At 47.7% G+C, this 23,039-nt stretch carries 18 protein-coding genes; 15 read left to right on the forward strand and 3 right to left on the reverse strand.

The window, feature by feature from the left end; all coding sequences use genetic code 11:
- Positions 1 to 17: 17 nt before the first annotated feature.
- From murD to lpxC, 8 genes are all read left to right on the forward strand, one after another.
- The gene (murD, locus tag GOU96_RS08310; RefSeq protein ID WP_258501943.1) at positions 18 to 1,340 is read left to right on the forward strand and encodes a UDP-N-acetylmuramoyl-L-alanine--D-glutamate ligase; all 1,323 of its coding nucleotides are present in this window, start codon (positions 18 to 20) and stop codon (positions 1,338 to 1,340) included.
- Positions 1,341 to 1,356: 16 nt separating this feature from the next.
- Positions 1,357 to 2,553 carry a cell division protein FtsW gene (gene ftsW, locus GOU96_RS08315; RefSeq protein WP_000480004.1) on the forward strand — a complete coding sequence of 399 codons (1,197 nt, stop codon included), beginning with the start codon at positions 1,357 to 1,359 and terminating at the stop codon, positions 2,551 to 2,553.
- Complete coding sequence (gene murG, locus GOU96_RS08320; protein WP_113601751.1) at positions 2,540 to 3,601, forward strand: undecaprenyldiphospho-muramoylpentapeptide beta-N-acetylglucosaminyltransferase; 1,062 nt, start codon at positions 2,540 to 2,542, stop codon at positions 3,599 to 3,601. The genes ftsW and murG overlap by 14 nt, the downstream gene beginning before the upstream one ends.
- A gap of 13 nt (positions 3,602 to 3,614) precedes the next feature.
- Complete coding sequence (murC, locus tag GOU96_RS08325) at positions 3,615 to 5,075, forward strand: UDP-N-acetylmuramate--L-alanine ligase (RefSeq protein WP_000152805.1); 1,461 nt, start codon at positions 3,615 to 3,617, stop codon at positions 5,073 to 5,075.
- 181 nt (positions 5,076 to 5,256) lie between these two features.
- Positions 5,257 to 6,039 (forward strand): cell division protein FtsQ/DivIB, encoded by a 783-nt coding sequence (locus GOU96_RS08330; protein WP_000608980.1) that lies wholly within the window; start codon positions 5,257 to 5,259, stop codon positions 6,037 to 6,039.
- Positions 6,032 to 7,294 (forward strand): cell division protein FtsA, encoded by a 1,263-nt coding sequence (ftsA, locus tag GOU96_RS08335; protein WP_000169466.1) that lies wholly within the window; start codon positions 6,032 to 6,034, stop codon positions 7,292 to 7,294. Before GOU96_RS08330 ends, ftsA begins: the two co-directional genes overlap by 8 nt.
- A gap of 30 nt (positions 7,295 to 7,324) precedes the next feature.
- A complete protein-coding gene (ftsZ, locus tag GOU96_RS08340) occupies positions 7,325 to 8,521 on the forward strand; it encodes a cell division protein FtsZ (protein WP_000462806.1) in 1,197 nt (398 codons plus the stop codon).
- Positions 8,522 to 8,618: 97 nt separating this feature from the next.
- A complete protein-coding gene (gene lpxC / locus GOU96_RS08345; protein ID WP_000621097.1) occupies positions 8,619 to 9,536 on the forward strand; it encodes a UDP-3-O-acyl-N-acetylglucosamine deacetylase in 918 nt (305 codons plus the stop codon).
- A gap of 103 nt (positions 9,537 to 9,639) precedes the next feature.
- Here the strand turns inward: lpxC and GOU96_RS08350 are convergent, their stop codons facing one another.
- On the reverse strand, positions 9,640 to 10,113 hold the full coding sequence (locus GOU96_RS08350) for a DUF721 domain-containing protein (RefSeq protein ID WP_001204646.1): 474 nt from the start codon (positions 10,111 to 10,113) through the stop codon (positions 9,640 to 9,642).
- Between the two features lie 353 nt (positions 10,114 to 10,466).
- Between GOU96_RS08350 and secA the strand changes: the two genes are divergently transcribed.
- The 3 genes from secA to dapB all read left to right on the forward strand — a co-directional run bounded on the left by secA (position 10,467) and on the right by dapB (position 14,650).
- Complete coding sequence (gene secA, locus GOU96_RS08355; protein WP_000628934.1) at positions 10,467 to 13,178, forward strand: preprotein translocase subunit SecA; 2,712 nt, start codon at positions 10,467 to 10,469, stop codon at positions 13,176 to 13,178.
- 149 nt (positions 13,179 to 13,327) lie between these two features.
- The gene (gene mutT / locus GOU96_RS08360) at positions 13,328 to 13,726 is read left to right on the forward strand and encodes an 8-oxo-dGTP diphosphatase MutT (protein ID WP_000821182.1); all 399 of its coding nucleotides are present in this window, start codon (positions 13,328 to 13,330) and stop codon (positions 13,724 to 13,726) included.
- Between the two features lie 114 nt (positions 13,727 to 13,840).
- Entirely contained in the window at positions 13,841 to 14,650 is an 810-nt protein-coding gene (gene dapB, locus GOU96_RS08365; protein WP_000251590.1) for a 4-hydroxy-tetrahydrodipicolinate reductase, read from the forward strand.
- Positions 14,651 to 14,737: 87 nt separating this feature from the next.
- On the opposite strand, the gene GOU96_RS08370 is transcribed toward dapB, so the two are convergent.
- A complete protein-coding gene (locus GOU96_RS08370) occupies positions 14,738 to 14,866 on the reverse strand; it encodes a hypothetical protein (RefSeq protein WP_042987934.1) in 129 nt (42 codons plus the stop codon).
- Between the two features lie 266 nt (positions 14,867 to 15,132).
- Between GOU96_RS08370 and carA the strand changes: the two genes are divergently transcribed.
- Positions 15,133 to 16,272, forward strand: coding sequence for a glutamine-hydrolyzing carbamoyl-phosphate synthase small subunit (gene carA, locus GOU96_RS08375; RefSeq protein ID WP_000045131.1), 1,140 nt, complete (start codon positions 15,133 to 15,135; stop codon positions 16,270 to 16,272).
- Positions 16,273 to 16,288: 16 nt separating this feature from the next.
- Positions 16,289 to 19,519 (forward strand): carbamoyl-phosphate synthase large subunit, encoded by a 3,231-nt coding sequence (gene carB, locus GOU96_RS08380; RefSeq protein ID WP_113611791.1) that lies wholly within the window; start codon positions 16,289 to 16,291, stop codon positions 19,517 to 19,519.
- An 89-nt stretch (positions 19,520 to 19,608) separates the two neighbouring features.
- Here carB and GOU96_RS08385 read toward each other — a convergent pair whose 3' ends face one another.
- Positions 19,609 to 20,091: a hypothetical protein gene (locus GOU96_RS08385; RefSeq protein WP_148537456.1), complete on the reverse strand. Its 483-nt coding sequence runs from the start codon at positions 20,089 to 20,091 to the stop codon at positions 19,609 to 19,611.
- A 617-nt stretch (positions 20,092 to 20,708) separates the two neighbouring features.
- Here GOU96_RS08385 and GOU96_RS08390 point away from each other — a divergent pair.
- Complete coding sequence (locus GOU96_RS08390) at positions 20,709 to 21,701, forward strand: retron St85 family effector protein (protein ID WP_001141272.1); 993 nt, start codon at positions 20,709 to 20,711, stop codon at positions 21,699 to 21,701.
- Positions 21,702 to 21,703: 2 nt separating this feature from the next.
- On the forward strand, positions 21,704 to 22,645 hold the full coding sequence (locus GOU96_RS08395; RefSeq protein ID WP_025628386.1) for a retron St85 family RNA-directed DNA polymerase: 942 nt from the start codon (positions 21,704 to 21,706) through the stop codon (positions 22,643 to 22,645).
- Positions 22,646 to 23,039: the final 394 nt, after the last annotated feature.

Consider the following 23,039-nt stretch of genomic DNA (forward strand, 5'->3'; position numbering starts at 1 on the left):
TAAGGATGTCAATTTCAATGGACCGTTGGCAAGGCATACAGCATGTGGTCGTCGTAGGGCTCGGGATTACCGGGCTCTCTGTCGTTAATTATCTGCGAAAATATCATCCGTCGGTAACCGTGCAGGTTATCGATACGCGCGAAACACCACCGGGGCAAGAGCAGCTTTCGTCGGACGTTGCACTGCACCGTGGCGGGTGGAATCTTGAGTGGTTACTCAATGCCGATTTGGTAGTCACCAACCCAGGCATTGCGTTGGCGAGGCCGGAAATCCAACAAGTGCTGGCCGCTGGAATTTCTGTTGTCGGTGATATTGAGCTCTTTGCATGGCATGTGGATACACCCGTTATTGCGATCACTGGCTCGAACGGCAAAAGCACCGTCACTGATTTAAGTGGTATGTTAGCCAATGCTGCTGGTGTGAAGGCCGCGGTAGGCGGCAATATTGGGGTTCCGGCACTGGATCTGATTTCTCCAGACGTTGAACTGTATGTGCTTGAGCTATCAAGCTTCCAATTAGAAACTACCTCTAGCCTAAAACTGAAAGCGGCCGCGTTTCTCAATCTTTCTGAAGATCATATGGATCGTTATCAGGGGATGGAGGATTACCGCCAAGCCAAACTGCGCATTTTCGATCATGCCGAAACAGCAGTGGTGAATGCCGATGATACTCAAACCTTTCCTGACCACGCGGCGCATCTGCAAGTGGTGACGTTTGGTGTCGAGCAAGCGGCACAATTTAGCCTTGCTCAACATCAAGGCTGCGAATACCTTTTTGCGCGCGATGAGGCCGTCATGGCGTGTGCTGAGCTGAGTTTAGTTGGCCGTCATAACGTGGCAAACGTACTTACCGTGTTAGCTTTGCTGGATTCAGCCGGAGTAAACTTCCGTTTGGCTTTGGATGCACTCAAGTCTTACACGGGTTTGACACACCGCTGCCAAGTGGTTGCCGATAATCACGGCATCAAGTGGGTCAATGATTCTAAGGCGACCAATGTTGCGAGTACGCTGGCAGCATTGTCGGGATTAAAAATCGAAGGCCAGCTCTATTTGTTGGTTGGTGGCGTAGGTAAAGGGGCGGATTTCACGCCGCTCGCCCCCGTATTGGCGACATTGCCTGTGCAATTGTGCTGCTTTGGTGTGGATGGCCATCAATTTATGCCACTGCACCCTTCGGCTCGGTTTTATGACTCGATGGAGAGCATAATTCGCTCAATTCGCCCGCAATTAAAAAGTGGGGATATGGTGCTGCTCTCTCCCGCTTGTGCGAGCTTTGATCAGTTCAAAAACTTTATGGCGCGTGGGGATATTTTTGCCCAACTCGCTCGGCAATATGCATAAGCGTTAGGTAAGTCACTTGTTTTTATCCGGATCTTTCACAAAACTGAGCCACTGGTTGAGAACCTCCTCACCAGAGGCGCTGTTTGACCGTCAATTGGTCTGGATTGCTTTTGGCTTGATGCTGATTGGTTTGGTGATGGTGACATCAGCCTCATTTCCCATCAGTTCTCGCCTAACCGATCAACCGTTTCACTTTATGTTTCGTCACGCCATCTTTCTGCTGTTGGCTTTTCTCACCTCAAGCATGGTGTTACAAGTCCCTCTAGATCGCTGGATGAAATACAGCTCGTTACTACTCGGCATCTCCTTTTTCTTATTGATTGTCGTGTTGGTCGTGGGCAAATCGGTCAACGGTGCATCACGTTGGATCCCGCTCGGTCTTTTTAACCTTCAGCCAGCGGAAGTGGCTAAGCTGTCACTGTTTATCTTTATGTCCGGTTATCTGGTACGCAAGCATGATGAAGTACGACAGACTTTCTTTGGCGGCTTTTTAAAACCTATCATGGTGTTTGGTACGCTCGCGGTGTTGCTGCTCGGTCAGCCGGACTTAGGTACCGTGATCGTAATGCTGGTGACACTGTTTGGCATGCTGTTTATTGCCGGCGCGAAACTCTCTCAGTTTTTGGCCTTGATGGTGGCAGGAGTGTTAGCGGTGGTCGCGCTGATTGTCGCTGAACCTTATCGTGTACGCCGTGTGACCTCGTTCTTAGATCCGTGGGAAGATCCCTTTGGTAGCGGTTACCAGCTGACTCAATCCTTGATGGCGTTTGGCCGCGGTGAGTGGTTTGGGCAAGGATTAGGCAATTCGATTCAAAAACTCGAATATTTGCCTGAAGCGCATACTGACTTTGTATTCGCCGTCTTGGCCGAAGAGCTTGGCTTTATCGGCGTGGTATTAGTGCTCGTGCTGATTTTCAGTTTGGTACTAAAAGCGATTTTTATCGGCAAAAAAGCCTTTCAACATGATCAGCAGTTTGGCGGCTACCTCGCGTTTGGCATCGGTATTTGGTTTGCGTTTCAGACCTTAGTGAACGTCGGTGCGGCAGCGGGTATGGTGCCCACCAAAGGCTTGACCTTACCGCTGATCAGTTACGGCGGTTCCAGTTTAATTATTATGTCAGTGGCGGTGTCGATTTTACTGCGCATCGATCATGAATGCCGTTTAGCGGATCGCCACGCACCAGAAGAAATCACAGTTGATGAACAAGAATAAAAAATTAATGGTGATGGCCGGAGGAACCGGTGGTCACGTATTTCCCGGTTTAGCTGTCGCCAAACAACTACAGCAACAGGGTTGGCAAATTCGTTGGTTGGGAACGGCTGACCGAATGGAAGCGGAATTGGTTCCTAAGCACGGTATTGAGATTGACTTTATTCAAGTCAAAGGGCTGCGCGGCCAAGGGCTGATGCGCTTACTCAAAGCACCTTTCCAAATTGTGAACGCGATTTTGCAAGCGCGCCGCCATTTGCTGGCTTATCAGCCAGATGCAGTACTCGGCATGGGCGGTTACGTGAGCGGACCCGGCGGGATTGCCGCTTGGTTACTGGGGATTCCAGTGGTGCTGCATGAGCAAAACGCCGTGGCGGGATTGACCAATCAATGGCTGGCTAAAATTGCGCGCCGCGTATTTCAAGCCTTCCCCGGAGCATTCGCTGACGCGCCTGTAGTGGGTAACCCAGTACGTCAAGATGTGGTGCAACTTGCCGCGCCAGAGCAGCGTTTTGCCACGCGTAACGGTGCTATTCGAATTTTAGTCATGGGTGGCAGCCAAGGTGCCCGCATCCTAAACCAAACCTTGCCAGCGGTGATGGCGGCATTAGGTGAGGGTTATGAAATCCGTCATCAAGCCGGTAAAAACAGCCAACAAGACGTGGCTGAGGCTTATGCTGCTGCCGGAGTGGAAAGCGCGCAAGTCACCGAATTTATTGATGATGTGGCAGATGCATACGCTTGGGCGGATCTGCTCATCTGTCGCTCAGGCGCATTGACCGTCTCAGAGGTCTCAGCGGCGGGCGTTGGGGCGATTTTTATCCCTTTCATGCATAAAGATCGCCAGCAAGCACTCAACGCTGATCATTTAGTGGCTTGTGGAGCAGCCAAAATGATTGAGCAGCCCGAATTGAGTGTGGAAAAGCTGACCCAGGTGGTGCGCGAACTCGATAGAGCACAATTATTGTCCATGGCACAGAAGGCGCGCCAAGCCGCCAAATTAGATGCTGACAAGGTGGTGGCGCAAGCGATCATCGCCATTACCGAATAACGAGAACAGAATTATGACGATTAAACATACCCAAGACCTCGCCCAAATTCGCGCTATGGTGCCAGAGATGCGCCGTGTGAAAGCGATCCACTTTATTGGCATTGGCGGGGCGGGGATGAGCGGGATTGCGGAAGTGCTGCTCAATGAAGGCTATCAAATTTCAGGCTCCGATCTGGCCGCGAATGCGGTCACTGACCGTTTAGCTGACAAAGGCGCGACCATTTTTATTGGCCATGAGGCGCACAATGTTGCTCACGCAAGCGTGGTCGTGGTCTCGACGGCTATTAATGAACAAAATCCTGAAATCCAAGCGGCGCGTGAAAAACGCATCCCGATTGTTCGTCGTGCTGAGATGTTGGCAGAGCTGATGCGTTTTCGCCACGGTATTGCGGTCGCGGGAACTCACGGTAAAACCACCACGACGGCACTCGTCACTCAGATTTATTCTGAAGCAGGATTGGATCCGACCTTTGTGAATGGTGGTTTGGTGAAAAGCGCTGGCACCAACGCCCGTTTGGGCTCTAGCCGCATTTTGATCGCTGAAGCGGATGAAAGTGATGCTTCATTCTTGCATCTGCAACCGATGGTCACCATTGTCACCAATATCGAAGCGGATCATATGGATACTTACGGCGGCGATTTTGAAAACCTTAAACAGACCTTTATCGACTTTTTGCACAATCTGCCTTTTTATGGGCAAGCGATTTTGTGCATTGATGATCCGGTGATTCGTGAGCTTATTCCGCGTGTTAGCCGCCAAGTGATCACTTATGGATTCTCAGAAGATGCCGACGTGCGCATTGAAAATTACCGCCAGAATGGTCAGCAGGGCCAATTTACCGTGGTACGTAAAGGCAAAGCGAATTTGGATATCACGCTCAATATCCCCGGCCGTCACAATGCGCTGAATGCCGCTGCGGCTATTGCTGTGGCTACCGAGGACGATATTCGCGATGAAGCGATTTTACGCGCAATGGCCAATACGCAAGGCACAGGTCGCCGTTTTGACCATCTTGGAGAGTTTGAAACCGGGAATGGCGTCGCTATGCTGGTGGATGATTACGGTCACCACCCCACTGAAGTTGACGTGACGATTAAAGCGGCGCGTAATGGCTGGGCAGAAAAACGCTTAGTGATGATTTTCCAGCCGCATCGTTACACGCGAACTCGCGATTTGTATGATGATTTTGCCAACGTACTTGAGCAAGTTGATGTACTGCTCATGCTCGATGTCTATGCTGCTGGTGAAAAGCCTATCGCAGGTGCTGATGGGCGATCTTTGTGTCGAACTATCCGCAGCCGAGGCAAAATCGATCCGATTTTTGTGCCGGATAGCCAAACCTTACCTTCGGTGCTTGCCAATATCTTGCAGGATGGTGACTTGGTACTGACGCAAGGCGCGGGCGATGTCGGGAAAGTAGCAAGGCATTTAGCCGCGCTTGAACTCAATATCGGGCGTATGCAACAGATTTAAAACAGCCTAAAGGTTGTCTCATTGGTGAATTCCTTGGTATCAAGCCCAGATTTCTGATGTTGGGTATTTGATACTTTGGATCACCTCAGTATAATCCGGAGGTTAAAGTCATTGCTTTAACCCTCTATGACGCTACGAAATAGGGAATCAAATTGCCAGTCGATAACAGGATCACCGGGCTTTGATCAACAAGGTACTTTTAGAAGGCCAGAGAATCACCCGCTCACCACAAGTTAAACAACATGCCTGTGGTGCGAGTTTTTTTCTGGTGGTGCTATTGCTGATAGGTGGTTTGCTGTATTCGACGATCAGTTGGATGTGGGACGAACAACGTCTGCCTCTCTCTAAACTCGTTTTACAGGGTGACTTACATTATGTTTCTGCTCTCGATGTTCAGCGGGTATTAGCACGCTTAGATCATATCGGGACATTTATGTCACAAGATATTAATGTTCTGCAAGAGAGTGTGCAGTCGATCCCGTGGGTTTCCCATGCATCGATAAGAAAACAGTGGCCAGATACGATTAAAGTCTATTTAACCGAATATCAGGTTGAAGCTCTGTGGAATGCGAATGCGTTATTAGATAAAAATGGCACGGTATTTTATGGCGATATTGCACGAGTAAATGGTGAATACGTCAAATTATATGGGCCAGATGGCACTGCGCCACAAGTATTAAAAGCATGGCGAGATTACAACCCGAAATTTGCTCAGCTAGGTTTAAATATCTCTTCATTAGTATTAAATGATCGACGAGCTTGGCAAATTATTCTCGACAATGGTATTCGTCTGGAATTGGGGAAAGAGTCATTAGAAGAACGAATATCGCGCTTCTTTTTGCTCTATAAACAATTAGGTAATAAAGCTGAACAAGTCAGCTATATCGACCTCAGGTATGATACTGGAGCCGCGGTGGGTTGGTTCCCTGAACAAGAGTTAACACAAGAGAAAAACGATGACTAAGACTGTCGATGACAACATTATTGTTGGTCTGGACATAGGCACTGCCACCGTCTCCGCTCTCGTGGGTGAAATACTCCCTGATGGTCAAATCAATATTATTGGCGCTGGCAGTAGCCCATCTCGCGGGATGGATAAAGGCGGCGTGAACGACCTTGAATCGGTAGTAAAATCGGTCCAACGGGCGATTGATCAAGCGGAGATGATGGCTGAATGTAAAATCAGCCATGTGTTCCTTTCGATTTCTGGACGGCACATTGCCAGCCGTATAGAGAAAGGAATGGGGACGATTTCGGATGAAGAAGTCTCCCAAGAAGATATGGATCGCGCGATCCATACAGCAAAATCGATCAAAATTGGTGAAGAACAGCGTATCCTGCATGTTATTCCACAGGAGTTCACCATAGATTATCAGGAAGGCATCAAGAATCCGCTGGGTTTATCCGGGGTTCGCATGGAAGTGAGTGTGCACCTGATCACTTGCCATAATGATATGGCAAGAAACATTATTAAAGCGGTTGAACGCTGCGGTTTAAAAGTTGAACAATTGGTGTATTCCGGTTTGGCGGCGAGCAACGCAGTGATTACGGAAGACGAGCGCGAGCTTGGTGTCTGTGTGGTTGATATTGGTGCTGGCACCATGGATATCGCCATTTGGACCGGAGGTGCCCTGCGTCATACCGAAGTATTTTCTTACGCAGGCAACGCGGTAACCAGTGACATCGCGTTTGCTTTTGGTACTCCAGTCAGTGATGCGGAAGAAATTAAAGTAAAATATGGTTGCGCACTGAGTGAATTGGTCAGCAAAGACGACACGGTCAATGTACCGAGTGTCGGCGGCCGTCCATCAAGAAGTTTGCAACGACAAACCTTGTCGGAAGTGATTGAGCCTCGCTACACTGAATTAATGGGGCTGGTTAATCAAACCGTGGATTCGGTGCAAGAATCCCTACGCAAAGAAGGCATCAAACACCATTTGGCTGCTGGCGTTGTGTTGACAGGGGGCGCAGCACAAATAGAAGGTTTAGTGGCATGCGCAGAACGCGTATTCCGCAATCAAGTTAGGGTGGGTAAACCGCTGGAAGTGAGTGGCCTTACCGACTATGTAAAAGAGCCGTATCATTCTACGGCAGTGGGATTGCTTCATTACGCAAGAGATAGTCAAATCAGCGACGATACTGAATATCAGGAACCTAAACGACCCTCTATGACAGGTTGGATAGGCCGCTTGCGCAACTGGATACAAAAAGAGTTTTAACCTGAGAGACAGGAAAAACGGAGATAACACATGTTTGAACCGATGATGGAAATGTCTGACGATGCGGTAATCAAAGTCGTTGGAGTGGGTGGCGGCGGCGGTAACGCGGTTGAACACATGGTGCGTGAATCCATCGAGGGTGTGGAATTCATGAGTATCAATACTGATGCTCAGGCACTGCGCAAAACGAGCGTTGGTACTGTTATTCAGATTGGTGGCAATATCACCAAAGGTCTAGGTGCAGGTGCGAATCCACAAGTGGGTCGTGATGCAGCACTAGAAGATAAAGAACGCATTAAAGAATTCCTAACTGGTGCCGATATGGTATTTATCGCAGCAGGTATGGGTGGCGGTACAGGAACCGGAGCTGCACCAGTGATTGCCGAAGTGGCAAAAGAGCTGGGCATTTTAACGGTTGCTGTAGTAACCAAACCTTTCAGCTTTGAAGGCAAAAAGCGTTTGGCTTTTGCTGAGCAGGGAATTGAAGAGCTATCTAAGCACGTTGATTCACTGATCACGATTCCAAACGAAAAGCTGCTCAAAGTGTTGGGTCGTGGTATCACGTTACTGGAAGCCTTTGCGAGCGCGAACAACGTACTTAAAAATGCAGTGCAAGGCATCGCTGAACTGATTACTCGCCCAGGCATGATTAACGTCGACTTTGCGGACGTACGCACTGTGATGTCGGAAATGGGTCACGCCATGATGGGTAGTGGTGTTGCAAGAGGTGAAGACCGCGCGGAAGAAGCTGCTGAAATGGCAATTTCTAGCCCGCTGCTGGAAGACATCGATCTTGCTGGTGCACGTGGTGTTCTGGTGAATATTACTGCCGGCCTAGATATGCGACTGGATGAATTCGAAACTGTCGGTAATACTGTTAAGGCGTTTGCTTCTGACAATGCAACTGTGGTTATCGGTACTTCGTTAGACCCTGATATGGCAGACGAAATCCGCGTAACAGTCGTGGCAACCGGTATCGGTAACGAGAAAAAGCCAGATATCACTCTCGTTGCAGGTGGCAAATCTAAAGTTGCACCTGTATCGGCTCCGGTGACTTCTCGCGTGGAAGAGAAAGCGGCACAGCCTTTGCATGAAAGAGTTGAAGTGAAAACTCAACCAGCAGCAGCGCCATCGCACTCTTCGGCAAGTCAGAGTGTCGCGCCAAAGCCAGAAAAAGAGAGCGGATATCTTGATATTCCGGCTTTCCTGAGACGTCAAGCTGACTAAAATATCAGCGTAATTTGACAGTGTTCAGAATTCTGGTAGGATGTCGGTCGGTGTTGTGCCGGCCGTTCATTGTGGCTAAATAAATCGAGGCAACTAGATGATCAGACAACGTACTCTGAAAGAAATAGTGAAAACAACTGGGGTGGGCTTACACTCTGGTCGTAAAGTTACGCTGACTCTTCGCCCGGCCGCAGCCAATACGGGGATTATTTATCGTCGTACTGACGTCAACCCACCGGTTGATTTCCCTGCCGATCCGGCTTCTGTGCGTGACACCATGCTTTGTACCGCTTTGGTAAATGATCAAGGTGTACGAATCTCTACCGTAGAGCATCTTAATGCTGCTTTAGCAGGGATGGGGATTGACAACGCGATTATCGAAGTGGATGCACCCGAAATTCCAATTATGGATGGCAGTGCGAGTCCTTTTGTTTACTTGCTGCAACAAGCGGGTATTCAAACACTCAATGCACCAAAACGCTTCATCCGTATCAAGAAACCTGTACGCATTGAAGATGGCGATAAGTGGGCTGAATTTGTTCCATTTAACGGCTTCCGTATGGATTTCGAAATTGAGTTCAACCACCCAGCGATTGATGGCGATGACCAACGCCTCGTGTTTGATTTCTCTTCACAAGGGTTTGTGAAAGAAATTTCTCGTGCGCGTACCTTTGGTTTTATGCGTGATATCGAATATCTGCAATCACAAAACCTCTGCTTAGGTGGTAGTTTTGATTGCGCGATCGTGCTGGATGATTACCGTATCCTGAATGAAGAAGGACTGCGTTTCGATAACGAGTTTGTGACTCATAAAGTGCTGGATGCGATTGGTGATCTCTACATGGCTGGTCATGCGATTGTTGGTGAGTTCCGTGCCTACAAATCAGGCCACGGCTTGAACAACCAACTGCTGCGTGCGGTATTGGCCGATCAAGAAGCATGGGAATGGGCAACCTTCGAAGAAGAAGTGGGTTCACCTGTTGCTTTTGCTGAGCCGAACATGGTTCTCGCGTAAGCCATTCAGAAAGAATAATCATAATAAAGCCAGACTGATGTCTGGCTTTATTTTTTTTTTAAATTCAATAGCATTTAAACGCAATTCGGTGAGTGTAACCTGTTCAATCGTCTTTCTGATTTGCTTTCGCTAAACGCGCTAAGCTCTGTAAGCGTTTTTTGACTTTATCAGAAGCTTGATCGGCAATCGCGAGCAGCACATGAGCGGCATGTTCAGAGAGCGGTGGGCGAGGATTTGCCGCCCGAGCATCCTCAGAGGTGATTTTGCTTTGCCGATACAACTCAGGATTGACTCGCACTTCGATACTGATCAAATGGCCAAACCCGTTTTGCCTAAGCTGAGTCAAAATATGTAAACGCTCATAATCGACTTTCATTTTGAGCGCTGCGCTGGCTGCTTCAAGCACCAAATTACCACCGCGCACATTGGCGGCGCGCACTTGGGTTTTTAAGCCTTTGGGCAGGATGTCTTGTAATTGGCGATTAATAAGCAAAATCGCTTTTGCATGCTCTTGGATCTGCTTGAGTTTGGATGCTTGAATCAACTCATCGGTAGCGGTAGGGCGGTGATCACGCATCGGATTCTCCTTTGGCTGGTGTGACGCTATTCTAACGCGCTTCTTGGCGCACCGAAACGTACATCTTAGTTTGCTGAGATGAATTAAAAAGCGCGAGAAACCTTGTAAACATTGGGCTTAGTGCACAAAACCGCAAGCTCGTATTCAACAAATCATAGAGAACCTTGGTTGTTGAGACAAAAATTCCTTAAACTAGGCAGCACTTAATTAACTGCGTGCCTTGAAAATAAACGCTGTCATCACAATATCTCACACAGATGACTTATCTCAGTATCCTTAGTTGAAAATAGGTAGAGACTAAAGACATTCCAAGGTCGATAGACAGCGATTTAGCACAGAGAGATTCACAACAAATGATAACTAAGCTACTGACAAAGGTGATTGGCAGTCGCAATGACCGCACACTGCGCCGTTTACGCAAGATTGTAAAAGAGATTAATAACTACGAACCCGCCTTTGAAGCCCTCTCCGATGAAGAGCTAAAAGCCAAAACTGTCGAGTTCCGTCAACGCATTGAACAGGGCGAAAACCTTGATCAACTGTTGCCAGAAGCTTTTGCCACCGTGCGCGAAGCGTCTAAGCGTGTGTTCGGCATGCGCCATTTTGATGTACAGCTGATTGGCGGTATGGTGCTGCATGGCGGTCAAATCGCTGAGATGCGTACCGGTGAAGGTAAAACGTTAACCGCAACACTGGCCGCTTACCTGAATGCCCTACCTGGCAAAGGCGTACACATTGTTACGGTCAACGACTACTTGGCCAAACGTGACGCAGAAACCAACCGAGCACTTTTCGAATTCTTGGGCATGACCGTGGGCGTGAATATTCCCAACATGCCGCAGCCTGCTAAAAAAGAGGCTTACCAAGCCGACATCCTGTACGGCACCAACAACGAATTTGGTTTTGACTACCTGCGCGATAACATGGCGTTTCGCCCTGAAGATCGCGTGCAACGTGCTCGCTTCTTTGCTGTGGTCGATGAAGTGGACTCGATCTTAATCGATGAAGCACGTACCCCGCTGATTATCTCAGGTCCTGCGGAAGACAGTTCGGATCTCTACATCCGTATCAATAAATTGATCCCGCTACTGCAAAAGCAAGATAAAGAAGATTCGGAAGAGTACCGCGGTGACGGTCACTTCACCGTGGATGAAAAATCTAAGCAGGTGCACCTGACCGAAACGGGTCAAGAGTTCGTTGAAGAGCTGCTAGTGAAAAACGGCATGATGCAAGAGGGTGATACGCTTTACTCTCCCGCTAACATTAGCTTGCTGCACCACGTTAACGCGGCATTGCGTGCGCATGTTCTGTTTGAAAAGAACGTCGATTACATCGTGACACCCGATGGTGAAGTGGTGATCGTTGATGAACATACCGGTCGTACTATGCCGGGTCGTCGCTGGTCTGATGGTCTGCACCAAGCGGTAGAAGCAAAAGAAGGGGTGAAGATCCAGAACGAAAACCAAACTCTGGCTTCGATCACTTTCCAAAACTACTTCCGTCTGTATGAAAAGCTGTCTGGTATGACGGGTACCGCTGATACCGAAGCGTTTGAATTCCAACAAATCTACGGTTTGGAAACGGTCGTTATCCCAACCAACAAGCCGATGGTGCGTAACGATATGCCGGATGTGGTGTATCGCTCTGAGGCGGAAAAGTTTGCCGCGATCATTGAAGATATCAAACAGCGCGTTGAGAAAGGTCAACCTGTGTTGGTGGGTACGGTTTCGATTGAGAAATCAGAACTGCTCTCCAATGCACTGAAAAAAGCAGGCATCAAGCACAATGTTCTGAACGCGAAGTTCCATGAAAAAGAAGCGGAAATTGTTGCTGAAGCGGGTAAACCGGGCGCAGTCACCATCGCAACCAACATGGCGGGTCGTGGTACGGACATCGTATTGGGTGGCAGCTGGCAAGCCAAAGTGGAGAAGCTGGACAACCCAACTCAAGATCAAATTGATGCGATTAAAGCTGAGTGGAAGCAAGTGCACGATCAAGTGTTGCAAGCGGGCGGCCTACACATCATTGGTACTGAGCGTCACGAATCTCGCCGTATCGATAACCAGCTACGTGGTCGTTCTGGTCGTCAAGGTGATGCGGGTTCATCGCGTTTCTATCTCTCAATGGAAGATACTTTACTGCGTATTTTCACCTCTGATCGTATGGCGGCATTGATCCAAAGCGGTATGGATGAAGGCGAAGCGATTGAGTCAAAAATGCTCTCTCGCTCGATTGAAAAAGCGCAGCGTAAAGTAGAAGGCCGTAACTTCGACATTCGTAAACAGTTGCTGGAATACGATGACGTAGCGAACGATCAGCGTAAAGTCGTTTACGAACTGCGTGATGAACTGATGAGCGCAGACGATATCAGCGACATGATCGCGCAAAACCGTGAAGATGTGCTGAATGCGGTGATGGATGAGTACATTCCGCCACAATCTCTGGAAGATATGTGGGATATCAAAGGGTTGGAAGATCGCCTGAAAAACGATTTCGATCTGCCACTGCCGATCCAATCTTGGTTAGACGCTGACAACAAGCTGTATGAAGAAGCACTACGTGAGCGCATCATCGAGCAAGCGGTTGAGGTTTATAAAGCCAAAGAGCAAGCGGTTAGCCCTGCGGTGATGCGTAACTTTGAAAAATCTGTGATGCTGCAAACGCTAGATACACTGTGGAAAGAGCATCTGGCAGCGATGGATCACTTGCGTCAAGGTATTCATCTACGTGGTTACGCACAGAAAAACCCGAAACAAGAGTACAAGCGCGAGTCGTTTGAACTGTTTGAAGATCTGCTTGAGTCACTCAAATCGGATGTGATCACTGTCTTGTCCAAAGTCCGTGTCCAGCAGCAAGAAGAAGTGGAGCGTATGGAAGCTCAACGCCGCGCGCAAGCCGAAGAAGCGGCGCGTCATGCACAAGCGCAACACGCGAGTGCTGATGATGCTGAGCAAGACGAGTCGAACCAGCCTATGGTGCGTGATGAACGCAAAGTAGGTCGTAACGAACCTTGTCCATGCGGTAGCGGTAAAAAATACAAACAGTGTCACGGGCAAATTAACTAAGCCAGTTTCACCTTATTAAATAAAAGAGTCGCTAAGGCGACTCTTTTTATACCCAAACAACTTGAAGTTACAGCCAACACCGCTGTGGCTTTGAGTAGGAAGGGTATACAACTGAAATTCACGTCAGCCAGAAATACAGGAGTCGCCCCTTGAAACGCATCCACATTGTTGCAGGCATCATCTTCAACTCAGATCAGAGCGAAATTTTCATCACCAAACGTCCCGACCATCTGCATAAAGGCGGTTTTTGGGAGTTCCCCGGTGGTAAGGTGGAAGCGGGGGAAAGCCGAGAGCAAGCCATGGTTCGTGAACTTGAAGAAGAGATCGGCATTACCGTGACGGAGCAACAAGCTTTCCAACATTTTGATTTCGACTATACGGACAAATCGCTGAGCTTTGATTTTATGCTCGTGACGGCTTTTGATGGTCAGCCTCATGGTCGTGAAGGCCAGCAAGGCGGTTGGGTGAAAATTGCCGATTTGGCCAATTACCGTTTCCCTGAAGCGAATGAACCTGTACTCCAGCAAGTGATTGCTCAATTTGGTTAAGTGTTTTTTTCCTCGCTTGGCCAAGTTGTGAGGCTAGCCAGAGTGGAAGATAGTTGGTAGTTTAAGTCTACAAATTGGAACTGCCTCAAGGCAGTGGAGAATGGAGACAGCAAGATGGTTAGAATTGCGATTGCGGGTGCCGCAGGACGTATGGGACGCAATCTGGTAAAAGCAACACACCAGAATCCGCTTTCCGAATTGGGCGCGGGCTCTGAGCGTCCAGAATCCTCATTAGTGGGCGTTGATATTGGTGAGCTGTGCGGTATCGGTAAACAAGGTATTGTTTTAGTCGATAACCTAGAGCAAGCCGTTGAACAGTTTGATGTGATTATTGATTTCACTGCGCCTGCCAGCACCTTAGCTAACTTAGCCTTGTGTGAGCAGCATGGTAAAAAACTGGTGATTGGTACAACGGGCTTTACCGATGCTCAGCGCCAAACCATTGAACAAGCAGCAAAGAAGATCCCGATTGTCATGGCGCCCAACTACAGCGTTGGTGTCAACTTGGTGTTTAAACTGCTGGAAAAAGCCGCCAAAGTGATGGGTGACTACTGTGATATCGAAATCATTGAAGCTCATCATCGCCATAAAGTCGATGCGCCTTCGGGTACCGCGATTGGCATGGGCGAAGCGATTGCCCATGCGATGGGTAATCAACTGAGTGATGTGGCGGTGTACGCGCGAGAAGGGATCACCGGTGAGCGTTCACGCAATGAAATTGGTTTTGCTACGATTCGTGCGGGAGACATCATTGGTGAGCATACCGCCATGTTTGCCGATATTGGTGAGCGAGTGGAGATCACCCATAAAGCCACTGACCGAATGACGTTTGCCAATGGTGCAGTCAAAGCCGCCATTTGGCTCGCGGAGCAACCCGCCGGTTTCTACACCATGACCGATGTGCTCGGATTGAATGACCTCTAAATACATAATTATGCGCCAGCGAACTGCTGGCGTTTTTTTTATCCTTAAAACTTGATTAAAAATCTTCTCATCCATTTTCAGCGAAAGCTAAGCTTGTTTTGTTGTTATTTTGTATTGTTGGTGTGCGTTTTGTGGTTTTGTCTCTGTTTTTTGATAAAAACTTGGCTTGTTAACGATTGCTTTATGTGTGGTTGTTTTTTTGCCACCTATTTCCATTTTTAAAATGTTCTTTCTCACCGAGTGGGGGATGAATAGACAGGAATGACTGAGTAAAGATGTTTTTTTGATGGTTTTGATGAATAAATTCATCAGACTCTCGTAAAGATAAATTAAATTTTTAGGCTTGTGTTGACAGCCTCCGATCACATCCCTAGAATATCGCCAATTTGTCTATAGCATCCTAATGCATGAACTCGTGGCTAGTAGGAAGACGAATTTGCAAAATAATTTATTTTTGATGCATTTTTATTCTGGAGGTTGTCTTGAGTAAATCAGCACTGTTAGTCCTAGAAGATGGGACAGTGTTCCGCGGAGTGTCCATCGGGGCAGATGGTATTTCCGTCGGTGAAGTCGTTTTCAATACCTCGATGACGGGGTACCAAGAAATCCTCACTGATCCTTCTTATTCCCAGCAAATCGTTACTCTTACTTATCCTCACATTGGCAATACCGGAACCAACTCCGAAGACGAAGAATCCACAGCGATTCATGCTCAAGGCCTTGTGATTCGCGATCTCCCTCTTATCGCTTCTAACTTCCGCAGTGAACAATCCCTCTCTGATTATCTCAAGTCACAAAACATTGTCGGTATTGCTGACATTGATACCCGTAAACTGACTCGTATCTTGCGTGAGAAAGGCGCACAGAACGGCTGCATCATGGCGGGCGATAATCTGGATGAAGCATTAGCACTGGCGAAAGCGAAAGAGTTTCCGGGCCTGAAAGGCATGGATCTCGCGAAAGTGGTTTCCACCAAAGAAGCGTATGCGTGGAAACAAGGCTCATGGACGCTAGAAGGTGGCCTACCTGAAGCGAAAGCGGACAGCGAACTGCCTTACCATGTTGTGGCTTACGATTTTGGTGCGAAGCGTAACATCCTACGTATGTTGGTGGATCGTGGTTGCCGCTTAACTGTGGTGCCAGCGCAAACCTCAGCAGAAGACGTGCTCGCCCTTAATCCAGACGGTGTGTTTCTATCCAATGGCCCAGGCGACCCAGAGCCATGTACTTATGCGATTGAAGCCACACGCGTTTTCCTTGAGAAAAACATTCCTGTTTTTGGGATCTGTCTAGGTCACCAAATTCTGGCACTCGCCTCCGGCGCGAAAACAGTAAAAATGAAGTTCGGTCACCATGGTGCAAACCACCCAGTGAAAGATTTGGATCGCGGTGTGGTGATGATCACCTCACAAAACCACGGTTTTGCAGCCGATGAAGCGACTCTGCCTGACAACCTGCGTGCAACCCACAAATCGCTGTTTGATGGTTCACTGCAAGGGATTCATCGTACCGACAAGCCAGCGTTTAGCTTCCAAGGTCACCCAGAAGCAAGCCCAGGTCCACACGATGCAGCACCGCTGTTTGACCACTTTATTGAACTGATTAAACAATTCCGCGCTTAATTTGGAGTAGTAGATAATGCCAAAACGTACTGACATTCAAAGCATCCTTATCCTTGGTGCGGGTCCAATTGTTATCGGTCAGGCTTGTGAGTTTGACTACTCAGGCGCGCAAGCGTGTAAAGCCCTGCGCGAAGAGGGTTACCGCGTTATTCTGGTTAACTCAAACCCAGCGACCATCATGACTGACCCAGAAATGGCCGATGCGACTTACATCGAGCCTATCCACTGGGAAGTGGTGCGTAAGATCATCGAAAAAGAGCGCCCAGATGCGATTTTGCCCACCATGGGCGGCCAGACTGCGCTGAACTGTGCGCTGGCACTGGAAAAACATGGCGTATTGGCTGAGTTTGGCGTTGAGATGATTGGTGCAACCGCCGATGCGATTGATAAAGCGGAAGACCGCTCACGCTTTGATAAAGCGATGAAATCGATCGGCCTAGAGTGTCCTCGCGCTGATACCGCAAAAAGCATGGAAGAAGCGTACAAAGTCCTCGATATGGTCGGCTTCCCATGTATCATCCGTCCTTCTTTCACCATGGGCGGCAGCGGTGGTGGTATCGCTTACAACCGTGAAGAGTTTGAAGAAATCTGTACTCGCGGTCTGGATCTTTCACCGACCAATGAACTGCTGATCGACGAATCACTGATTGGTTGGAAAGAGTACGAGATGGAAGTGGTGCGTGATAAGAACGATAACTGCATCATCGTCTGTGCGATTGAAAACTTTGACCCAATGGGCATCCACACTGGTGACTCGATCACTGTCGCTCCAGCGCAAACGCTGACGGACAAAGAATACCAAATCATGCGTAACGCCTCTTTGGCGGTACTGCGTGAAATCGGCGTAGAAACCGGCGGTTCAAACGTTCAGTTTGGTATCAACCCGAAAGATGGCCGCATGGTGATCATCGAGATGAACCCACGTGTATCACGCTCTTCTGCGTTGGCTTCCAAAGCCACCGGTTTCCCAATTGCGAAAGTGGCGGCAAAACTGGCGGTGGGTTTCACACTCGATGAGTTGATGAACGACATCACAGGCGGCGCAACGCCAGCTTCGTTCGAACCGACCATCGACTACGTAGTGACTAAGATCCCTCGTTTCAACTTCGAAAAATTCGCCGGCGCCAATGACCGCCTGACCACACAAATGAAGTCAGTAGGTGAAGTGATGGCGATTGGTCGTAACCAACAAGAATCACTGCAAAAAGCACTGCGCGGCTTGGAAGTCGGTGCGGCTGGTCTGGATGAGAAAGTGGATCTGGACGCGCCAGACGCCCTGACCAAAATTCGTTATGAGCTGAAAGAAGCAGGCGCAGAGCGTATTTGGTACATCGCGGATGCCTTCCGTGCCGGTATGTCAGTGGATGGGGTATTTAACCTGACCAACATCGATCGCTGGTTCCTTGTGCAAATCGAAGAACTGGTGAAGCTGGAAGCGGAAGTGAAAGCCGGTGGCTTTGCGGGCTTGAACCAAGATGTACTGCGTAAGATGAAGCGTAAAGGTTTCTCTGATGCGCGTTTGTCAAAACTACTTGGCGTGAGCGAAAACGAAATCCGTCGCCTGCGTGACCAATACAACATCCACCCAGTTTACAAGCGTGTGGATACCTGCGCGGCAGAATTTAAGTCAGACACGGCTTACATGTACTCCACGTATGATGAAGAGTGTGAAGCCAATCCGACTGACAAAGACAAGATCATGGTGCTGGGCGGTGGTCCAAACCGTATCGGTCAAGGTATCGAGTTTGACTACTGCTGTGTACACGCCGCGCTTGCCCTGCGTGAAGATGGTTACGAAACCATTATGGTTAACTGTAACCCAGAAACCGTATCAACCGATTACGACACCTCAGATCGCCTCTACTTTGAGCCTGTAACTCTAGAAGATGTGCTGGCTATCGTACGTGTTGAGAAGCCAAAAGGCGTGATCGTGCAGTACGGCGGTCAAACACCACTGAAACTGGCTCGCGCGCTGGAAGCGGCGGGCGTACCGGTAATTGGTACCAGCCCTGATGCGATTGACCGTGCGGAAGACCGTGAACGTTTCCAACAAGCGGTACAGCGTTTAGGCCTCAAACAGCCAGACAACGCAACTGTAACCGCTATCGAGCAAGCGATTGAAAAATCGCGTGAAATCGGTTTCCCACTCGTGGTTCGCCCCTCTTATGTTCTGGGTGGCCGTGCGATGGAGATTGTGTACGATGAGCAAGATCTGCGTCGTTACTTCAACGAAGCGGTGAGCGTGTCGAATGAATCACCAGTCCTACTGGATCGCTTCCTTGATGATGCAACAGAAGTGGACGTGGATGCGATTTGTGACGGTGAGCGTGTTGTGATTGGCGGCATCATGGAGCACATTGAACAAGCGGGTGTTCACTCTGGTGACTCAGCCTGTTCTCTGCCAGCTTACACCTTGAGCCAAGAAATCCAAGACAAGATGCGTGAGCAAGTTGAGAAGTTGGCGTTTGAACTCGGTGTTCGCGGCCTGATGAACATTCAGTTTGCGGTCAAAGACAACGAAGTTTACCTGATTGAAGTAAACCCACGTGCTGCGCGTACTGTACCGTTTGTTTCTAAAGCAACCGGTGCTCCGCTAGCGAAAATCGCGGCGCGCGTGATGGTTGGACAAACTCTGGAGCAACAAGGCTTCACCAAAGAGATCATTCCACCTTACTACTCAGTTAAAGAAGTGGTTCTGCCGTTCAACAAGTTCCCGGGTGTTGACCCACTGCTTGGCCCTGAAATGCGTTCAACTGGTGAAGTGATGGGTGTCGGTGCCACGTTTGCTGAAGCCTATGCTAAAGCAGAGTTGGGCTGTGGCTCGGTTTACCCTGAAGGTGGTCGTGCGCTACTTTCAGTGCGTGAAGGTGACAAACAGCGTGTGGTGGATCTGGCTTCTAAGCTAGTGAAACTGGGTTACCAGTTGGATGCGACTCACGGTACAGCGGTGATTCTGGGCGAAGCGGGCATCAACCCACGTCTGGTTAACAAAGTGCATGAAGGTCGTCCACACATTCTGGATCGCATCAAAAACCATGAGTACACCTACATTGTGAACACGGCTTCTGGCCGCCAAGCAATTGAAGACTCAAAAGTGCTACGCCGTGGTGCATTGGCTCATAAAGTGAACTACACCACCACACTGAACGCCGCCTTTGCAACTTGTATGTCACAAACGGCAGATGCCAAAGCATCCGTCACTTCAGTACAAGAGCTGCATGCGCGTGTAAAAGCGAACCAAGCTTAATTGGTATTACAACAAGAGAGGCTCAAGGCCTCTCTGACAACCTCTTTGCCCGCTCGTCAGCGGGCTTTTTTATACACGGATTTTAGGGTTCAGTTTGATGTGGCGTCTGTGGCTGCCAATGTCGCGGTTGTGTCGAGCTTGCCATCCTTATCAACCAAAACCAGACGTTGATGATCACTTGAGAGTTTGACCCATTTGATCTGCTCAATTTCTGGCTGACGCCAATTAAGAATAAACAGTGATGCATTCTCATCTTGTTCAAAGCCGCGCTCGGTATTGAGTTCCCCAAGCGTCACCTGCCCATCAACAGACATCCGATAGCCATCACCGTGACCAATGATCTCCAAGCTGACGGATTTACCATCCACCACGCCATAGTAGGTCACACCATCGAAGGCATCGTAGGCAATATCATCCATGCTGTGATCACAACTTTGCGTTGCTTGCTGGTAAGCACCTCCCGCATCTAAACAGCGATCTTGAGCGATAAACTCCCGTCCCCAAAATTGATAAAGCAAGCCGATGGATACAAGGCCAATGCCTAGCAAAGCCGCGATGCTTTTTTTACTCATGAATATTTCTCTGTCGTTATGTGGTGAAAATCGCCATGCATCATAGTTGGGTTTTATTGGTTGGCCAAAGATATTTGTGCGACAAATAAAAAGAGTGGAGGAATTTTCTCTAAGAAGAATGGGGGGATAGTGATGGGGGAATACCACTTTTGCCCCAAAACGCGTTTAAGCAACAGAAAACCTACATAAGATATGTTGAGTCTAGAGCTTGCTGTGCAAACCCTAATACGGAGTAGTGCAAGAGGGTCTTGCACTGGGGTGGTATATGACGGACTACTTTTAGTAGTACAAATTTGTGATTATCTAGCTCATTTAAAACAAAGAGCTTTGATGGGAAATTATATATCCGTTATAATACTTACACCTTTACGCGTGGATTTGAAAAACGAGAATTCGTTGTTCAATCTTGTCGGGCGCTCAGCCAGACAAATGTTTATTGAGGATATTTAGGGCTGCGCAAGCATCGCTTTGCACGATCCTTCGTTCCTCAGGAGCGCACAAAGCGATGCTTGCGCTTCCTTTAGGTAAAGGCAACACAAGGCGACTAGTTCGCCTTGTGTTATTTCCGATTACTAACAATTTACGTCCAATAACAACAACTGAGAAAGGACAGCCAGTTGCCTTCTACTCCTTCCAATCAAGATTCTTATTTGCTAGCACTTTCTAGTATCTTTACGAATCTTGATTTTAGGAAATTTACAGTCCATTTTACCCCTCGAATAACTTTCATCTGTGGTGGCCCAATAGAGTCTAGTTCCTCTGTATATCCAGCTAGCCTTAGAGAGAGAATTTTACTTTACCTCGATGAGCATCATGATGAAATTGAAAGGAATACTGTCGTTGCTGAGTCTTTTGCTGATTATTTTCAAAAAGGTCAATATTCGAACTTACTACAATTTGAAGAAGATATAGCAAATGTTGCATCACTGATTGTTATCTGCCTTGAAAGCGCAGGCTCCTTGGTCGAGTTTGGGTTGTTCTGCAATCATGCGAGCACATCTGATAAGTTATTAGTATACATTCCCGAAGAGCACTACGATGGTGTGGATTCTTTTATTGCCCTAGGGCCATTAGCTCAACTCAAAGCAAATTCGAGTAAATCTGTACTAGCTTATCCCTTTCCAGACTCAAGTAAACTAGCATATGAAGACATCGACCTAGTTGTCGGAGATCTTGTAGAAAAGTTAGACAGCAGCCCTAAAACAGGTCAGTTTGATGAGGAAAACTCAGGTCATCTCGCTTTTCTAATTCATGATATTGTTTCTTTATGTACCCCAATCAAAAAGCAGGAAATTATGAAGTGTATGACTGATTTAGGGATAGAGGGGATTACTGAACGTAGATTGTCTACTTTGTTGTATTTATTGATGAAAATTGGCTTGGTTGGACAAAAAACGTATAGCCATGTTGATTACTTTTTTTCTACCCAACCTTCACTTACTAAACTCACATTTGGCAAATGTAAAGACATGTCAACTTTTGATAGGTCATCTAAGTTCGTCGAGATAAAGCAGACGTTCATGCTTCACCAGGAAGGTGAAAGTCAATCGACCAAGAAACGTAGACTTGTACAGGGTAAAATTAACGAAATTCTGAAGGGGCAATCATAGATATGAATATCTTGGATAAGATTTCAGAGTTATCAGGTATGCCTCAAGCTATGTGCGCTAGATTTGTCGTATCAGCTCCCGTTCGCTACAAACGGTATGAAATACCAAAAAGAAACGGTGGAGGCACTAGACTCATAGCTCAACCATCAAAAAGTGTTAAGCCTCTACAAAGAGTATGTATAAGTGAGCTTAGGGGCGTGTTGCCTATACATGGATCTGCGTTGGCTTATGAAGCAGGTACTGGTATTAAAAGAAATGCAAATAAGCATCGCTACAACAGGTACTTGTTGAAGATGGATTTTACTAACTTTTTTCCATCAATTAAGCCTGATGTTTTATTGAGTACCTTTGAACAACACAATGTGGCATTGACTGAGGTGGATAAATTTGTACTCAGTTCATTGTTGTTTTGGAAGCCAAGTAGAAGCGAGTCAACCTTAGAGTTGAGTATAGGTGCGCCAAGCTCTCCATTTATATCAAATGCGGTTATGTACTTCTTTGATGTTGCAGTTACGGAGTATTGTGAACGTAAAGGTATAACTTACACGCGCTATGCAGATGACTTAGCTTTTAGTACTAATACCGCAGATATTTTGTTTGAACTCCCTAAGTTCTTGAATGAGTTAGTGCAGCAGCCGAGTATGTCTTTCTTACGGTTTAACACTGATAAAACTGTATTCGCGTCAAAGAAAGTGAATAGGCATATCACTGGAGTCACGATCACGAATGATGGGCGATTGTCGCTTGGACGAAAGCGTAAAAGAAAAATAAGTTCGTTGATACATCGTTTTAGCTTGCAGCAATTGAGGTGCGATGAGGAGGTCAATGAACTAAAGGGAATGTTAGGCTTTGCTAAACATATTGAACCCGTTTTTGTTCGTCGCATGTGTCAAAAGTACGGTGAAGAAATCATACTCAAAATTCAAAAGTTCAACTCGGACTAGAGATAATTATTGTTGTAGGTTGCTTGATTTTTTTGGGCGTTTATCGATGCTTTCCATACAAAAATACCCATATATTCTTTTGTTGTTAAGGTGTTATGCACCTACCTGCCACTAGTGAGAATTTATTATTGTCGCAGTTTCCGTTCTGAGGAACACATAGCAAACGATCAAGGAATCAACATACTTTTCCTAATATGACAGAACCCTTTTAGAGCATCAGGTCTAACAAGGTTCTGTCCACAAACGTGTCAGCTCTCGATATTCAAAATAAGCAGTAAACTTCAAACGATCACCATTCAGTTCCCTCCCCTTCTAGGGGAGGGGGAGGGTGGGGTATTTTCGCATTCGCTGATGTAAAAGGTACCAACATTTTCGCAAAGCTGGCGCGAAACAC

It is taken from the genome of Vibrio sp. R-1 (assembly GCF_035615595.1).
Lineage (GTDB): Bacteria > Pseudomonadota > Gammaproteobacteria > Enterobacterales > Vibrionaceae > Vibrio > Vibrio cholerae.

Bases quoted from the DNA above. Each gene is read 5' to 3' on its own strand.
- murD (WP_258501943.1), top strand. From the start codon at position 18: ATGGACCGTTGGCAAGGCATACAGCATGTGGTCGTCGTAGGGCTCGGG.
- murG (WP_113601751.1), top strand. From the start codon at position 2,540: ATGAACAAGAATAAAAAATTAATGGTGATGGCCGGAGGAACCGGTGGT.
- murC (WP_000152805.1), top strand. From the start codon at position 3,615: ATGACGATTAAACATACCCAAGACCTCGCCCAAATTCGCGCTATGGTG.
- ftsA (WP_000169466.1), top strand. From the start codon at position 6,032: ATGACTAAGACTGTCGATGACAACATTATTGTTGGTCTGGACATAGGC.
- ftsZ (WP_000462806.1), top strand. From the start codon at position 7,325: ATGTTTGAACCGATGATGGAAATGTCTGACGATGCGGTAATCAAAGTC.
- lpxC (WP_000621097.1), top strand. From the start codon at position 8,619: ATGATCAGACAACGTACTCTGAAAGAAATAGTGAAAACAACTGGGGTG.
- GOU96_RS08350 (WP_001204646.1), bottom strand. From the start codon at position 10,113: ATGCGTGATCACCGCCCTACCGCTACCGATGAGTTGATTCAAGCATCC.
- secA (WP_000628934.1), top strand. From the start codon at position 10,467: ATGATAACTAAGCTACTGACAAAGGTGATTGGCAGTCGCAATGACCGC.
- dapB (WP_000251590.1), top strand. From the start codon at position 13,841: ATGGTTAGAATTGCGATTGCGGGTGCCGCAGGACGTATGGGACGCAAT.
- GOU96_RS08370 (WP_042987934.1), bottom strand. From the start codon at position 14,866: ATGGAAATAGGTGGCAAAAAAACAACCACACATAAAGCAATCGTTAAC.
- carB (WP_113611791.1), top strand. From the start codon at position 16,289: ATGCCAAAACGTACTGACATTCAAAGCATCCTTATCCTTGGTGCGGGT.
- GOU96_RS08385 (WP_148537456.1), bottom strand. From the start codon at position 20,091: ATGAGTAAAAAAAGCATCGCGGCTTTGCTAGGCATTGGCCTTGTATCC.
- GOU96_RS08395 (WP_025628386.1), top strand. From the start codon at position 21,704: ATGAATATCTTGGATAAGATTTCAGAGTTATCAGGTATGCCTCAAGCT.